This window comes from Bacillus tuaregi, assembly GCF_900104575.1.
GTDB classification, from domain to species: domain Bacteria; phylum Bacillota; class Bacilli; order Bacillales; family Cytobacillaceae; genus Bacillus_BD; species Bacillus_BD tuaregi.
On the sequence record NZ_LT629731.1, the window covers coordinates 3,920,736 to 3,937,714 of the forward strand.

Annotated in this window: 14 protein-coding genes and 2 riboswitches; all 14 genes read right to left on the bottom strand. The window is 39.6% G+C overall.

Going from position 1 to position 16,979, the window contains the following annotated elements; all coding sequences use genetic code 11:
* Positions 1-185: 185 nt before the first annotated feature.
* The gene (purF, locus tag BQ5321_RS21205; protein ID WP_071396358.1) at positions 186-1,622 is read right to left on the bottom strand and encodes an amidophosphoribosyltransferase; all 1,437 of its coding nucleotides are present in this window, start codon (positions 1,620-1,622) and stop codon (positions 186-188) included.
* Positions 1,607-3,826, bottom strand: coding sequence for a phosphoribosylformylglycinamidine synthase subunit PurL (gene purL, locus BQ5321_RS21210; RefSeq protein WP_071396359.1), 2,220 nt, complete (start codon positions 3,824-3,826; stop codon positions 1,607-1,609). The genes purF and purL overlap by 16 nt, the downstream gene beginning before the upstream one ends.
* Positions 3,810-4,496, bottom strand: a complete 687-nt coding sequence (gene purQ, locus BQ5321_RS21215) for a phosphoribosylformylglycinamidine synthase subunit PurQ (RefSeq protein ID WP_071396360.1) — start codon at positions 4,494-4,496, stop codon at positions 3,810-3,812. Before purQ ends, purL begins: the two co-directional genes overlap by 17 nt.
* Positions 4,493-4,747, bottom strand: a complete 255-nt coding sequence (purS, locus tag BQ5321_RS21220; RefSeq protein WP_071396361.1) for a phosphoribosylformylglycinamidine synthase subunit PurS — start codon at positions 4,745-4,747, stop codon at positions 4,493-4,495. The genes purQ and purS overlap by 4 nt, the downstream gene beginning before the upstream one ends.
* Positions 4,740-5,459, bottom strand: a complete 720-nt coding sequence (gene purC / locus BQ5321_RS21225; protein ID WP_071396362.1) for a phosphoribosylaminoimidazolesuccinocarboxamide synthase — start codon at positions 5,457-5,459, stop codon at positions 4,740-4,742. Before purC ends, purS begins: the two co-directional genes overlap by 8 nt.
* A gap of 68 nt (positions 5,460-5,527) precedes the next feature.
* A complete protein-coding gene (gene purB, locus BQ5321_RS21230) occupies positions 5,528-6,820 on the bottom strand; it encodes an adenylosuccinate lyase (protein WP_071396363.1) in 1,293 nt (430 codons plus the stop codon).
* A 6-nt stretch (positions 6,821-6,826) separates the two neighbouring features.
* The gene (gene purK, locus BQ5321_RS21235) at positions 6,827-7,972 is read right to left on the bottom strand and encodes a 5-(carboxyamino)imidazole ribonucleotide synthase (protein ID WP_071396364.1); all 1,146 of its coding nucleotides are present in this window, start codon (positions 7,970-7,972) and stop codon (positions 6,827-6,829) included.
* Positions 7,965-8,453 (bottom strand): 5-(carboxyamino)imidazole ribonucleotide mutase, encoded by a 489-nt coding sequence (purE, locus tag BQ5321_RS21240; RefSeq protein ID WP_071396365.1) that lies wholly within the window; start codon positions 8,451-8,453, stop codon positions 7,965-7,967. The genes purK and purE overlap by 8 nt, the downstream gene beginning before the upstream one ends.
* A 198-nt stretch (positions 8,454-8,651) precedes the next feature.
* A riboswitch (purine riboswitch) is annotated at positions 8,652-8,753 on the bottom strand.
* An 86-nt stretch (positions 8,754-8,839) separates the two neighbouring features.
* Positions 8,840-9,046 (bottom strand): NETI motif-containing protein, encoded by a 207-nt coding sequence (locus BQ5321_RS21245; RefSeq protein ID WP_390622176.1) that lies wholly within the window; start codon positions 9,044-9,046, stop codon positions 8,840-8,842.
* Positions 9,047-9,374: 328 nt separating this feature from the next.
* Positions 9,375-11,432: a glucose-specific PTS transporter subunit IIBC gene (ptsG, locus tag BQ5321_RS21250; RefSeq protein WP_071396367.1), complete on the bottom strand. Its 2,058-nt coding sequence runs from the start codon at positions 11,430-11,432 to the stop codon at positions 9,375-9,377.
* A gap of 208 nt (positions 11,433-11,640) precedes the next feature.
* On the bottom strand, positions 11,641-12,483 hold the full coding sequence (glcT, locus tag BQ5321_RS21255) for a glucose PTS transporter transcription antiterminator GlcT (RefSeq protein WP_071396368.1): 843 nt from the start codon (positions 12,481-12,483) through the stop codon (positions 11,641-11,643).
* Between the two features lie 159 nt (positions 12,484-12,642).
* Positions 12,643-13,968: an NCS2 family permease gene (locus tag BQ5321_RS21260; RefSeq protein WP_071396369.1), complete on the bottom strand. Its 1,326-nt coding sequence runs from the start codon at positions 13,966-13,968 to the stop codon at positions 12,643-12,645.
* A 186-nt stretch (positions 13,969-14,154) separates the two neighbouring features.
* Positions 14,155-14,256, bottom strand: a riboswitch (purine riboswitch).
* 441 nt (positions 14,257-14,697) lie between these two features.
* The gene (locus BQ5321_RS21265; RefSeq protein ID WP_071396370.1) at positions 14,698-15,603 is read right to left on the bottom strand and encodes a TSUP family transporter; all 906 of its coding nucleotides are present in this window, start codon (positions 15,601-15,603) and stop codon (positions 14,698-14,700) included.
* Positions 15,604-15,881: 278 nt separating this feature from the next.
* Entirely contained in the window at positions 15,882-16,976 is a 1,095-nt protein-coding gene (locus tag BQ5321_RS21270; protein WP_084786883.1) for a proline racemase family protein, read from the bottom strand.
* Positions 16,977-16,979 lie beyond the last annotated feature (3 nt).

Consider the following 16,979-nt stretch of genomic DNA (forward strand, 5'->3'; position numbering starts at 1 on the left):
CCACGAGATTACCGTAAGTCAAGCCTATAGAGAAGGATTCATTCATCTTCCATGAAGTGTTGACTTAGTACTCGGGAGGCTGGACGCTGGAGCTAGATAGTGACAAATGCATAAAGGCACCCTTAACCTCCCTCGAAATGGATTTCTAGAGAGGGCAGGCGCCTTTTGCAGTCATATGCATTCGATTAATGATTATTTTGAACAAGCTCTTCTTCGCTCATATAATTTGATTTAGCAGGATAAATTTCGGTCGGATATTTTCCTGTGAAACAGGCTAGACAATGTCCACGGGTTTCTCCTCCGTCTACCTTCCCCACAGAATCTAACATTCCTTCTAGGCTGAGAAATGTTAATGTATCTGCTTCAATGATTTTTCTAATTTCTTCTATCGATTTATCTGACGCAATCAATTCTTCCTTTGTTGACGTATCAATTCCATAGAAGCAAGGATTTTTTATTGGCGGTGAACTTATCACCACATGTACCTCTGTCGCACCAGCTTCACGAAGCATACGAACAATCCTTTTACTCGTTGTTCCACGTACAATTGAATCATCAACCATGATGACTCTTTTCCCTTCCACAACACCACGAACAGGTGAAAGCTTCATTTTCACACCTTGTTCTCTAAGTGATTGGGAAGGCTGAATAAATGTACGTCCAACATAACGATTTTTGATTAATCCTAACTCATAAGGAATACCAGATGCTTCTGCATATCCAATCGCAGCAGAAATACTGGAGTCTGGTACTCCCGTCACTACATCTGCCTCAATTTTCACTTCCTCCGCAAGCTTCATTCCAAAACGCTTACGAGCTGAGTGTACATTAATTCCGTTTATATTACTGTCAGGTCGGGAAAAATAAACATACTCCATCATACACATGGCTTGATTGGACGCATGGGCAAACATTTCAGAGCGGAAACCATTATCGTCAATAATTAACAGCTCACCTGGTAAAATATCGCGGATAAACTCTGCCCCCACTACATCAAATGCACATGTTTCCGATGCCACAACGTATGCATCACCAAGCTTCGCTAAGGATAACGGACGCATCCCATTTGGATCAAGGGCTACCATTAGCTGAGACTCATTCATGATGAGAAAAGCATAAGCACCCTTCACCATACTCAATGCATTTTTCACACGGTCCTTGTAAGGTGAAAAACCGCCTCGTCTAATTAAATGGGCTAACACTTCTGTATCTGAACTAGTTTGAAAAATACTACCTTGACCCTCGAGCTGACCTTTTAGCTGGTCAGCGTTCACTAAATTCCCATTATGACAAAGGGCAAGACTGCCTGTTTGAAAGTGAAATACAAGCGGCTGCACATTTTCATAGCCACTGCCACCTGCTGTCGAATAGCGGACATGTCCGATTGCCGCTTTACTATTACTTAATTCCTTCATGGCATCAGTGTGATAAATTTCGGTTACAAGACCCTCACCTTTAACCCCTTTTATCGTTTTACCATCTGTTACAGCTATCCCTGTTCCTTCCTGGCCGCGGTGCTGCAGACTATGAAGCCCGTAATACGTAATTTGAGCAGCATCATTATGACCCCAAATACCAAAGACTCCACATTCTTCATTTAACCCCTTTAATTCAGCAAGCATGGAATAGCTCCTCTCCAAGCAGATTCTAATTTTTCAACTGGAGTATTGATGACAGTTTCACCATTGTGGACAAATTGCAACATCGGCTCTGCCGCTACTTCTCCAATTAAAACAGCACCTGTTACTTTTTCAAATTCAGCTTGATTTTCCTTCTTTACTGATAGCAGGAAGCGTGACTGTGATTCACTGAATAACGCTGATACAGCATTGCCTTCTGTCTTAATTTTCGCTCCTAAACCATTAGAGCCAATAACACTCTCGGCCACTGCGACAGAAAGACCACCCTCTGCCAGGTCATGCGCAGACGCAACCAGACCTGCTTCAATTGCCTCAAGGATTACTTTTTGATAATTCTTTTCAACCTCTAAATCAATTGTTGGAGATTGCCCAAATATCTTACCGTTTAATAACTTCTGTAATTCACTACCACCAAACTCATCCTTCGTCTCACCAAGAAGATAAATAAGATCTCCAGCTTCTTTAAAGGATTGCGTCGTAATATGATCAACATCCTTTACAAGCCCCACCATACCAACAACCGGTGTTGGGTAAACAGCTTCCCCGTTTGTTTCATTATAAAGAGAAACGTTTCCACCGATTACAGGTGTATTGAGAGCAGAACATGCTTCACTCATGCCGTCTGTAGATTTTTCGATCTGCCAGAAAATTTCAGGTTTTTCGGGATTCCCAAAATTCAGACAGTCAGTAATCGCAAGTGGCTGAGCTCCAGAGCATACGATATTTCTCGCTGCTTCAGCAACAGCAATTTTACCGCCTGTTTCTGGATCTAAGTATAAGTAACGGGAATTACAATCTGTTGTCATTGCCAATGCTTTTCTTGTTCCACGAACACGAACAACCGCTGCATCAGAACCCGGTGAAACCACTGTATTGGTTCGAACCATATAGTCATACTGATCATAGACCCATTCTTTGCTAGCAATCGTTGGCTGTTGTAACAATCTAATTAGGGTTTCTTCAAGATTTTCTACTTGAGGAACTTCAGCATCCATTGCTTGGAACTCACGATAATAAGCCGGTTCAGTAGATGGTTTATGATATACCGGTGCATCCTCAGCAAGGGCATCAGCAGGTACATTCGCTACTACTTCTCCTTTATGAACTAGGCGGAGCATTTTATCGTCTGTTACCTTACCAATTGCCACAGCCTCAAGATCATATTTATCGAAAATATCCTGAATTTCCTGTTCGCGACCTGTTTTTACTACTAACAGCATCCGCTCTTGTGATTCAGAAAGCATCATTTCATATGCAGTCATACCTGTTTCACGCTGTGGTACTAAATCCAGGTTCATTTCAATACCAGAACCAGCTTTACTCGCCATTTCTGCAGAAGAACTTGTCAAACCAGCAGCGCCCATATCTTGAATTCCAACAAGAGCATCCGATTTTACGACTTCAAGACAAGCTTCCAATAATAGTTTCTCCATAAATGGATCACCAACTTGAACAGCAGGACGCTTTTCCTCTGATTGCTCAGTTAGTTCCTCTGAAGCAAAGGTTGCCCCATGAATACCATCACGGCCTGTTTTAGCCCCTACGTACATGACGGTATTGCCAACACCACGTGCCTGGCCTTTTTGTATATCCTTATGATCAATTAGCCCTACACACATTGCATTAACTAATGGATTTCCGTCATAGGAAGGTTCAAATTGAATCTCTCCTCCAACGGTCGGAATTCCAATACAATTTCCATAACCGGCAATCCCGGCGACAATTTCTTTAAATAAATAACGGACACGGGCAGACGAGTCAAGCTCACCAAAACGCAATGAATTTAGGACAGCAATCGGTCTAGCACCCATAGAGAATACATCACGGATAATACCACCGACTCCTGTTGCTGCGCCTTGATATGGCTCAATCGCAGATGGGTGGTTGTGACTTTCGATTTTAAACGCAACAGCCTGACCATCACCAATATCAACAATACCAGCACCTTCTCCAGGACCCTGCAGTACTTGTTCACCTGTTGTCGGAAACTTTCTTAAGACTGGCTTGGAATTTTTGTAGCTGCAGTGCTCTGACCACATAACGGAAAAGAGTCCCAGTTCAGTATAGTTAGGCAGACGTCCAAGGATATTCTCAACCATCGCAAACTCTTCAGTGGTCAAGCCCATCGTTTTATAGATTTCTTCTTGTTTGATTTGCTGCGGACTTGGTTCAAGCATTAACGACATGTGATTCCCTCCATTGTTTGACGATTGATTGGAATAATTTCAGACCATCAGCACCACCGAGCAATTCATCGACCGCTCTTTCCGGGTGTGGCATCATGCCTAACACATTCCCTTTTTCATTCATAATTCCTGCAATATTTTCAAGGCTTCCGTTCGGATTTGTGCCTTCATACGTGAACACAATTTGATTATTATGCTTTAGCGTTGCAAGGGTTTCCTCATCACAATAATAGTTGCCTTCACCATGTGCAATCGGAATCGTGATGACTTCATCCTGTTCATACACATTTGTAAACATGGTTTCATTGTTTTCTACCTTTAACTTTACCGGACGGCAAATAAATTTAAGGCTTTCATTTCGCTTCATAGCACCCGGAAGCAGACCGGCTTCAAGGAGAATTTGAAATCCGTTACATACGCCGAGAATCGGCTTTCCAGCCTCTGCTGCTTTTTTCACTTCCTTCATCACATTGCTGAAACGGGCAATCGCTCCTGTACGCAGATAATCTCCATACGAGAATCCTCCAGGCAGTAGGATACCGTCATATTGATCAAGACTTTCTTCCGTGTGCCACACGTACTCAACTTCTTCACCTAACTCATCCTTAATCGCATGAAACATATCTATATCACAATTGGACCCTGGAAAAACGATGACTGCAAACTTCACTGAGCAACAGCCTCCTCAATTTCAAATCGATAGTCTTCAATAACAGGATTGGCAAGCAGACGGTCACAGACTTCCTTTACTACTTCCTCTACAGGACGGTCTGACTTCTCTATCATTAGTTCCATATATTTACCAATACGCACATCAGTAATTTCGTTATAGTTCATTGCATGCAAGGAATGCATCACCGCTGTACCTTGTGGATCTAATACACTTTCTCTTAACGTTACATATACTTTTACTTTAAACATGCTGCCCGCCTCCTAGTTTAGTTAAAATAATCTCATATACTTCTATTAAACTTCCAAGATCTCTGCGAAAAACATCCTTATCCAACCGAGCATTTGTAACTGCATCCCAGAGTCGGCAGGTATCAGGGGAGATTTCATCGGCTAATACGATATTGCCTGAAGCATCCTTACCAAATTCAAGCTTAAAATCAATCAGACGGATACCTAAGTCAGCAAATAGCTCTAACAAGGCTTTATTCACTTTTAAGGCTTTTGCTTTAATTTCCTCACGCTCAGCTTCACTTGCTAGTTGAAGCTCTTCAATATGAGCATCTGTAATGAGTGGATCACCAAGTGCATCATCTTTATAATAGAACTCAACGATCGGCTTTCTTAAAGGCGTTCCCTCTTCAATTCCTAGTCTTGATGCAAAGCTGCCTGCTGCAATATTCCGAACAACTGTCTCAAGTGGTATGATGGTAACCCTTTTGACAAGCTGCTCTGTTTCAGAAAGTCGTTTTACAAAATGAGTTTCAATTCCCTTTTCTTTTAATCTTGCAAAAATTAAACTTGTAATCTCATTATTCAAACGGCCTTTGCCGCTGATTTCTGCTTTTTTCTCTCCGTTGAAAGCCGTTGCGGAGTCCTTGTATTCGATCCATACAATTTGCTCATCATTCGTTGCATAGACTCTTTTCGCTTTACCTTCGTAGAGCAGTGCACCCTTCTCCATTCGAGTCTCCCCTTTATAGGCGAGACTGACTACTATGATCCCCGTCAGTCCCGCTATTTTTTAAACTCTTACAGACCTAAACGTTCAAAAATAACATCTACATTTTTAAGATGGTAATTATAATCAAAGCAATCTGCTATTTCTTCAGGAGAGAGCTTTGAAGTGATTTTTTCATCTGCTTCAATTAATGTTCGGAAATGGACTTGAGTTTCCCAGGCTTCCATTGCCTTAGGCTGTACCGTATCGTATGCTTCTTCCCTTACTAGACCTTTATCAATGAGGGCAAGAAGGACACGCTGAGAATAGATTAATCCTAGAGTACGATCCATATTGCGCTTCATATTTTCAGGGAAAACCGTTAAGTTTTTCACGATATTTCCAAAACGGTTCAGCATATAGTTCAGTGCAATCGTTGCATCCGGAATGATAATTCTCTCAGCGGATGAATGGGAAATATCACGCTCATGCCAAAGTGGAACATTCTCATAGGCTGTCATCATATAACCACGGATAACTCGGGCCATCCCAGTCATGTTTTCTGAACCAATTGGATTACGCTTATGTGGCATTGCAGATGAACCTTTTTGACCCTTTGCAAAGGCTTCTTCTACTTCACGTATTTCACTTTTTTGCAGGCCGCGAATTTCAACCGCAAATTTCTCAATGGAGGTCGCAATCAATGCGATGGTTGACATATAATGCGCATGACGGTCACGCTGTAATGTTTGAGTCGAAATCGGTGCTGGCTTCGTACCAAGCTTTTCACATACATATTTTTCAACAAATGGATCGATATTTGCATAAGTTCCAACCGCTCCGGAAATTTTACCATACTCGATACCCTCTGCTGCTTGCTTAAATCTCTCTAGATTACGTTTCATTTCTTCATACCAGAGTGCCAGCTTCAAGCCAAATGTTGTTGGTTCAGCATGGACTCCATGTGTACGCCCCATCATAACTGTATATTTATGTTCCTGGGCTTTATTCTTTATAATTTCAATGAAATTTTCAATGTCTTTTAAAAGAATATCATTAGCCTGTTTAATCAAATATGACCAAGCTGTATCGACAACGTCTGTTGACGTTAATCCATAATGGACCCATTTTCTTTCTTCACCTAATGTCTCAGATACAGCACGGGTAAAGGCAACAACATCATGCCTTGTTTCCTGTTCGATTTCATAAATTCGATTCATATCAAAAGAGGCATTTTCACGAATTTTTGCTACATCCTCCTTAGGAATGACACCCAGCTCAGCCCATGCTTCATCTGCTAAGATTTCAACCTCAAGCCACGCCTTAAATTTGTTCTCTTCTGTCCAAATAGCACCCATTTCTGGTCTTGTATAACGATCAATCATGTTGTTTTATCCTCCGATCTTTTCTGCAGTATTCTGCCAGATTCCACTATCATCAATTTCGGTTAGTGCAGCTTCGATGGAATGACGTAGAATCGTCACGTGACCCATCTTTCTCTTATATTTTACCTCTTTTTTACCATATAAGTGGAGTTTCCAATCTATTACCTCTGGAATTTTTTCAATTACAGCTGTTTGATGCTCACCTAGGATATTGACCATTACGGCCGGTTTTAATAACTCTGTATTTCCAAGCGGCCAATTACAAACAGCAAGTATATGCTGTTCAAATTGGGAGGTTTCACATGCCTCTATTGAGTAATGGCCAGAATTATGTGGTCTTGGTGCTAACTCGTTCACATAAATAGCATCAGCAGTTAAAAACATTTCTACCGCCAGTGTTCCCACAAGCTGAAAGCTTTCAGCAAGCTGGATAGCTTTTTGCAGGGCTGATTCCTTAGCCTGATCATTGATTCGGGCTGGTACGATTGTCTCATGCAGAATATTATCACGGTGAATATTCTCTCCGACCGGGAAAACCGCATGCTGTCCATTTTCATTTCGACAGATAATGACAGATATTTCTCTTTCAAATGGAATCCATTTTTCCAACACACAGGTGCCTGCCTTTAAGAGTGCTGCTGCCTCCTTCACCTGCTCCTCGCTGTTAATAACGAACTGTCCCTTTCCATCATAACCGCCTCTCGCTGTTTTTAATACAGCTGGCAGTCCTAACCCCTTTAGATGTGCAACTAGATCCGCTTCTGTTTCAACCACTCTATAAGGAGCAACCTCAACACCTGCCTGTTGAATGGCTGCTTTTTCTTGCACACGATCTTGAGTAATTTCCAACAGTCGTACACCTTGTGGAACATAGGCATGCTCATTCAACCATTGTAAACATTCCGCATCAATATTCTCAAACTCATAAGTGATGACATCACTCACATCAGCTAATTTTTTAATTGCGGCCAAATCCCCATATTCTCCAATTATGCTGATATCTGCAACCTGAGCACATGGACAATCCTCGGTTGGGTCGAGAACCGCAATTCGGAATCCCTTTGCTTTTGCTGCAAGTGCCATCATTCTTCCTAACTGTCCGCCGCCGATTATACCAATTGTCTGACCAGGTAAAATCATCTTATTAGACAAGCTGATCACTACTTTCTATGGCTGCAGCCTTCATTTCCAATCTGTATGCCTCCAGCTTTTCAGCTAATCTATTATCAAACGCCGAAAGTATTTGCGTTGCGAGCAATCCTGCGTTTTTTGCGCCTGCTGTGCCAATTGCTACCGTCGCGACAGGGATACCTCCAGGCATTTGTACAATCGATAATAGAGAATCAAGACCATTTAATGCCCTAGACTGAACAGGTATACCAATGACGGGTAAAGTGGTTTTTGCTGCTACCATACCGGGTAAGTGTGCAGCTCCACCTGCTCCAGCAATTATTACCTTGATTCCTCGCTCTCTTGCACCTTCTGCATATTCAAACATCAAATCCGGAGTTCGATGTGCCGATACCACTTTCTTTTCATAAGAAACTTCAAATTCTTCAAGTATCTCGCAGGCATGTTTCATTGTTTCCCAATCTGACTTACTTCCCATTATGACCCCTACTTGAGCCTTCATCGTACCCCTCCATTGACTTCATTTTATTTATTTGTATTCATCAACATCCGGTTCTAAATAACACAAACTCTATTATTCTAATACATTATAAAAAAGCCCGGACAGAAGCCTCCCTATGGGAAAGCAATCTGTCCGGGCTACAAAGTTAGTATGCTGACATAAACGAAAGGACCAAAAAAGTCTTTTCCTATTGTTGCCGGGCAATTTACTTTCCCCCATAGTCCAATTATTTCCGGTAATTGGGTAGAGACTCATAGGCCATATTCCTATTATTATACGAGGGCTAGATATTAAATTTTTCGCTACTCCCATTTAACAATGAATTTCGACAATTGTCAACAGAAAACACCGAACAATTTATCTATATTAATTTCCATTGTTCGGATTTATTGCGATTCAACTTTTCTAACCTCAAAAATAATTTTCCTGCCTGTCGGCTCATACGTTACTTCCTTCCCAGCTATTTTTTCTGAAAAGATCGGTACCTCCGTTCTTCTAACAGGTGTATAACCATCCTGTTGAATCCGATTCAGGCAATCAGCAACGGTTTCGTTTTCCTGTACTTCATATGTTACTTTTTTCTGCTTTTTCATTATGTACTGTCCCTTTCTCCAAATAATAACGTTTGGTCATTCACAATTGCGCACACAACTGAAGGATTACCTTCATTATTTGCTATCTTATATATATTACATACATGGCTTTTTTAGCATGTTCCTAGTAATTTATTCCCATATTATTGTTGTTCTTTACACCATCCTATTCCCATTTTAACATGAATAAGCCTAAATTCTGAAATTTAATAAAGTTGCTTCCACTGCATTTAGTCAGATATTTATTCGATAGTTCCAAACGGTCACTTAATAAAAACGAGGACACACTCTTTAGAGTATGTCCTCGTTTCTTCATTAATATATAATGTTATTTTGAAACAGAAATAATATTTTCTTCTTTAAGATCTACATTACCCTGTTTTTTAATAACCACCTGTTCATCCTGCGCAAGGTTTGTAAATACGACTGGAGTAATAATAGAAGGAACCTGTCCTTTGATATACTCTAAATCAACCTTTAGTAAAGGCTGTCCAGCTTCCACCTGGTCATTTTCAGCGATTAACGCTTCAAACCCTTTACCTTTTAAGTTTACAGTATCAATACCAACATGAATTAAAATTTCACGTCCTGCATCGGACACTATTCCGATTGCATGCTTTGTTGGGAATAGATTCACTATTTTTCCTTTTACAGGTGAAACGATTGTACCGTCTGTTGGAAGAATCGCAAAGCCATCTCCCATCATTTTTCCAGAAAATACAGCATCAGGCACTTCTGTAATTGACTTAATTTCACCTTTCATTGGCGAAATAAAAGTTTCATCGATCATTTCATTTCGTAATACATCTGGTGTTACTTCTTCAATTTGTTGTTCTACACCTTTTTCAGGGGCTTTCATGACTGCCGCAGGTCTTTTTCCGCTTATAATGTCCTTCATTTGTCCTTTAATTGTTTCAGAACGCGGACCAAAGATAGCCTGAATATTATTACCAACTTCCAAGACTCCAGCAGCACCTAATCTTTTCAATTCTTCTTTATCTACATTTTTTATATCATTTACAGAAACACGAAGGCGTGTAATACATGCATCTAAGTGAGCAATATTCTCTTTACCGCCCATTGCTTCAAGAATATTGTAAGGTAAATCACTGCCTTTAGATTTAGTGCTTTCCCCTTCATCTGACTCAACTTCACGACCTGGTGTTTTTAAATTGAACTTACGGATGGCAAATCGGAAACCAAAGTAATAGATAACCGCAAAAACTAATCCAACTGGGATGATAAGCCAGGCATTCGTTTGCGGATTGATTAATCCAAATAAGATATAGTCAATTAAACCACCTGAGAATGTCATACCGACTTTAACATTTAACAAATGCATCGTCATGAAAGATAACCCTGCGAAGATCGCATGGATCCCAAATAATACAGGTGCAACAAACAAGAAAGAAAACTCAAGCGGCTCTGTAATACCTGTTAAAAACGATGTTAATGCAGCTGAAACCATAAGTCCGCCAACCAATTTCTTTTTCTCTGGTCGCGCTTCTTGATAAATAGCTAATGCTGCGGCAGGTAAACCGAACATCATGAACGGGAATTTACCAGTCATAAATGTACCAGCTGTTAAGTTTTGTACATTATCTGTAATTTGCGCCATAAAGATACGCTGGTCACCACGAACAACTTCTCCTGCCGCTGTTACATATTGACCGAACTCGTACCAGAATGGAGAGTAGAAAATATGATGTAATCCAAATGGAATTAATGAACGTTCAATAACACCGAAAATGAATGCAGATAAGGTTAAGTTTGCATGTACCATGTTTTGTGAGAATGCGTTAAGCGCATTCTGAATCGGCGGCCAGATTACTATCATAAGAAGACCTAGGATAATCGCAGTAGCAGCCGTAATAATTGGAACAAAACGTTTTCCAGCAAAGAATCCTAAATAAGATGGCAGCTCAATCTCAAAGAACTTGTTATACATAGCTGCAGCCAAAATACCAACAATAATACCGCCAAACACACCGGTTTGTAGCGTAGGAATACCAAGAATACTAGCATAATTTAAACCATTTACATCTTCCGCTGTAATCCCTAAAACCGTTCCCATTGTTACATTCATAATTAAGTAACCAATGATAGCAGCAAGACCTGCAGTTCCTTCTCCGCCCGCTAATCCTATCGCTACACCGACAGCAAATAGCAACGGCAGGTTACCAAAAACGATGTTACCCGCATCCTGCATAACAGCAGCAATAAGGTGTACGGTACTGTTATCTAGAAAGGGTGCAATTTCTAATAAGGTTGGATTTAGAAGCGCAGCACCCAACGCAAGTAAAATACCTGCAGCTGGCAACAAGGCAACTGGGAGCATTAAGGCTTTACCAACTTTTTGTAAAACACCAAAAGCTTTTTTAAACATATCAAAACCTCCAAATTTTTAATATTTTGGCAAACTCATTAGGGTTTTCAGAAGTAAAAAGAACGCAAAAAGGCATGAGTAAAAGGAAAAAATCGAAAGATGAATCGGTATTAGGTATACTATTCCCTAAAATCATCATTTCAATTATCTTCTTTTACTCATGCCTGATCGAATCAGTAACACGTATAAGAATGATAGCAATATTAAATTAAATTTTCTTCTTTTGTAACCGTTGCAGATGCATAGTGAGATAAATAGCCTCAGCATCATAAACAGGCTTCTGAAGATACTTCTGCATAACTTTTATGAGCTTCCATGAGAGATTATAGCATATCGGATACTCCGCTTTCAAGAAGGAATTTATATTTCCATTCTCCTCTACTGTTTCTCCGGCATTGATTCTTTCAATTGTAAATCTTAAATGGCGAACAAGGCGTAAATAATCAATGCTTTCCTTATCTATTTTCAATTCTAATTGTTCTTCTATTAACTCAACCAAAGAGGTTATTAACTGAGAGTGGCGATTCACATCAGAAAGATTTTTATTCATAATCGCACTATGAATATGCAAAGCGATGAAACCGATTTCATCTTCTGGTAGGTAGATTTCGGTCTTTTTCTCAATTAACTTAACGACTTCCTTTGCCGTTTCATACTCTAATGGATACAATGCTTTTGTTTCCATTAGAAATGGATTTCTCATTTCTAATCCATTTGATAATCGTTTAATCGCAAACATTAGGTGGTCAGTAAGCCCCACATGGATATGCTCATTTAGTTCTGCCCCCGTTCTTTCTTTAATATGATGGATGGCAGTAATGATTGTTTCCAGGAGATCAGTTTCAATAAAGGGTAACAACTTGAGATAGTTTTCCTGTTCCCTCTCATTTTTCAATACAAACATTTTCTCTGCAAAATGTTGATCGATAATATCTCCCATTTTACGATTAAACCCGATACCCTTACCAATTAACACAACTTCGCCATAGGAAGTGTGGTCTCCAATTAACACATTATTATTTAATACTTTCTGAACGATAAGATCAGCCATAGTTTCTCCTCAGTATAAAATGACTTTCACTATTCCTATATTATAGAAAGATAGCGTTTTAAGTCAATCCTTTATTAATTCTTTTTATTGAAACATATAAATCATCAACACCTCTATAGTAAAAGGCTGGCCAATTAAATAGCCAGCCTTGCATTTTCGTTATTTAAAAATAAAATATAAAACAAAGATGACAAAGAATAGATACATAATTGGATTAATTTCTTTTGCCCGACCTGATACTATCATTGTAATAGGATAGAATATAAATCCAACTGCAATACCTGTTGCAATACTATAAGAAAGCGGCATTGTCACCATAGTTAAAAAGGCTGGAACTGCCACTTCAAATTTAGTCCACTCAATTTTCCCAAGCGACGAAACCATGAGTACACCTACAATAATTAGTGCCGGGGCCGTGACAGCTGATGTAACAACTGATAACAGTGGGAAAAAGAAAAGTGACAATAAGAAACATGCTGCAGTTACCAGCGATGCAAAGCCTGTTCTTGCGCCTGCTGCAACCCCTGCAGACGATTCCACGTAGGATGTAACCGTTGAGGTTCCAAGAATAGACCCTGTAACAGATGCAATCGAGTCAGCTAGTAAGGCCTGTCCCGCACGAGGCAGTTTGTTATCTTTCACAAAACCAGCCTGGTTTGCTACCGCAACTAATGTACCTGCATTATCAAAGAAATCAACAAATAAGAATGTTAACACAATTCCAAGCATGGACGCTGTATAAAATGACGGGTCACTGAATGATGAAAATAACGCACCAAATGTCGGCTCAAGGCTAGGCACTTTATCAACTACCTTATCAGGTGTTTCAATTAAACCGAAGATCATACCAGCGATAATGGAGATGATCATTCCATAGAAAACTCCACCTTTTACTCCTCTAACCATAAGAATTACAGTCACTAAAATACCAAAAATAGTAAGCAATGTATTCGGTGCTGATAAATCACCAATTCCAACAAGAGTTGCATCGTTATTAACAATAATCCCTGATGTTTGCAAACCAATAAATGTAATAAACAAACCAATACCTGCACCAACTGCATGTTTTAATTCAATCGGAATGGCATTAATTAATTTTTCGCGAAGACCTGTTAATGTCAAAATTAAAAAGAACACACTTGAAATAAAAACTGCACCTAACGCATGCTGCCACGGTATTCCACTTGCAAGTACGACAGTATAAGCAAAGAACGCATTTAAGCCCAATCCTGGTGCAAGTGCCAGCGGGTATCTACCCAAAAGCCCCATTATGATACTTCCTATTGCAGCAGACAAAGCAGTCGCTACAAAGACGGCTCCGTAGTCCATACGCAATGCATCAGGCAAATCTGGAATATCGGCTAAAGTTAGTGTAATAGGATTTACTACGAGTATATACGCCATCGCAAGAAAGGTTGTTAAACCGCCAATGATTTCACGACGATAATTAGTGCCAAGCTCTTCAAACTGAAAATACTTTTTCATGGTGTTCCTCCTCTTATATATAGTCCCTTCAAAAGCGGTTTTTGACCCATCTTCATGCAAGAAATCAGCAGTTAATTATTTTTGCATACTGATAGATTGCACATAATAATTTGAGGCAAATCCAAATAGCACTTCCATTAAGAACAGAAGTGCTTGACTACAAATAATGACAATAAAAGGAGATTATACAATTTATTATCACCTCGTAGTCAAGCTATTTACGGTAGCTTGGTAGAAACTTCTGGGCCATATCCCCAAGATTATACGACGTATTTGATTATCGCTTTACGAAAACATTATATCAACATAGAGTAAACGCGTCAACAAAAAACGAACAATAGCATAATTGTATTTTTTATTATTCGTGTTTGATGTATAACAAACAGTAGTTCTCTACACGTTTGGTCATTTTATTTCTATCAAGACATTCTAAAATAATCATATGGACATTTGATCAAATTTGCCCGTCGAATTTGCGTCCGGATTACCTGAGCTCGCTCGGGTAATCTACCTTAAAAAATCGCAAGACTCGCCGGAGGCTTAACTTCATTCTGCCGGGGTTTGTACCCCACTGAATCGAAGTACCTTCAATCAGTGTACCTGTTACAATTGTACCAAATCCCTTAACGGAACGTTTCTGGTTATTAAACCTTGTAGATAGAATAAGGAAGACAGCATAGCCGCCTTCCCTGATTCTATTAATAAAAACTTATTTATACATGAATACTATTAAGCTCCCTTTTGATAGGATTGCACTTCAGGAGCAACTGCCGGTTTAAAGCCTGATCTTAACATTGAAACGGAAGTATATAAGACTACAGCGATAATTAACCATGTTAATAGAGTTAAATCTAAACTAGTTACAAATGTAACTGCAATAGCTACACCTAAGATACCGCCAATAGTTAAACCGATTGCACCTTTTTTAGAATAACGACTAAATTTAACGAACTCATAGCTTGCTACAGGCATTAACGCTGAACAAGATGTCATCATAATTGGGAAAGCTACAAGCGGGTTTAATCCAAGCATATACACTAAAGCCATACATGGTGCATATAGGCCAATTCCTGCAGTCATTAACGCACCTAAAATAAAGTTTCCTACGATACCAATCATAAGCGGTATACCGCTTAGCCCCATCGCTTCATTACCTTGACCTAGCATATCAAGAACAGACAGCTGTTTAAGAGCCATCAGGATGGCTGTAAGAGCTAATGCAATACCCATAACCTTTTGAATCATTTTCTCCGGTAGCTTTGATACCGTTCTTGCTCCTACCCAAGAGCCTACCATTGCTGCAATAACCATAGAAACAAGAGTTAATGCTTCAACCTTAACAACAGTAGTAAAGATAATTGCTTCTATGATAACTGGAATTGTATGACCGACATTTAATGTTCCAGGCAACAATTCATCATTCTTTAAAAATTTTGTAATTTTAAAACCAAGTGTTGTAGTCGCAAATGAACCGATTCCAAGAGTATCAAGAAAATCTGTAATAAGACCTACAATAAATGCTGTTAACGTTTTTTCCGGACCCAGGTTCGCTTTGTGTTTGATTAAATCTTTGATGAGAAAGAATGAAAACCAAACTCCCAAAGCAACAAGCAGTGTTATTATTGCTGCAACCATATTTATCAACCTTTCTTATTTTGAATAACATTTCGACTTTCCATAAATAATCACACCCAAATGGCCTGTAGAGTACGCATGTCTAACAAGCGATTCATCTTAATCAATGAATATCCACGTACACCACAGACCATTTAACAATCTTTATATCAAATTCGCCCGTCGAATTTGCGTCCGGATTACCTGAGGTCGCTCGATAAATTACCCCTAAAAAATCCGTGTCATCCGCCGGAGGCTTAACTTCATTGTTCTGAGAGCGATTTAGTTATTGCGCTAGCTTATTTCAATGTAAAGCCATATTTAAGCGGATCTTCAGGGTCAATCAAGAAAGTATTATATCCTGTAATGTAAGCAGACCCCGTTACCTCCGGAATGATTGCAGCTTGTCCACCAATCATGGTTTCCTCCACAATACGGCCTTTAAATAAAGTACCCAGGATACTTTCGTATACAAATGGTTCATCAATATCTAATTCTCCACGCGCATGAAGAGTGGCTAGCTTTGCACTAGTTCCAGTACCGCAAGGAGAACGGTCTACCTGTCCTTGTCCAAAAACAACTACATTTTTGTAGGTTGCTTCAGGATGTGTTGGATCATCGAAAATTTCAATTAAATCAGCTTTATTAATATGCGCTAAGGTTGGATGTTGAATTTCGATTGTTTCATTCACCCTATTAAGAACCTTCATACCAATATCAGATAGCTTTGATGCATTTTCCGGCACTACCTTTAAGCCTAATTCCTTTGCAGAGATAATGACAAAAAAGCTGCCGCCAAATGAGATATCAAAGGTTACTTCTCTATCTAATTCAGGGATAAATAGCTTTTGATTCCTTTTATATAGGAAGGAAGGTACGTTTTTAAATGATACTTCTTTTACTTTATTGCCGCCCTTTATGTAAGCGGTTGCTTGGACAAGTCCAGCTGCCGTGTCAAGAACAACCTGTGCCGTTCTTTGATCAGCAAAGGTTTCAACCATTCCTGTTTCAATCGCTGCAGTAACAGCGGCAATGGTATTATGTCCGCACATATTTAAATAACCGCCACCATCCATAAATATGATTCCAAAATCAGCTTCTGGATGTACCGGAGGAGTTAAAAATGCACCAAACATTTCATTATGACCACGCGGCTCATGCATTAACGCTGTACGCAAATGATCCTGATGATCAATTAAATATTGTCTTTTATCAGCCATTGTCATTCCAGGTATATTAGGAAGACCACCGGTAACGATACGCGCAGCTTCACCCGCAGTATGAGAGTCAATCGCCGTGACCATTCTTGTTACGCCTGTTCTTCTTTCACGAGACGTCTCCTCGGTAATTAAGTCTTCTCTATCAATAACTGGAATTAAATCTGATACTGTCATTGC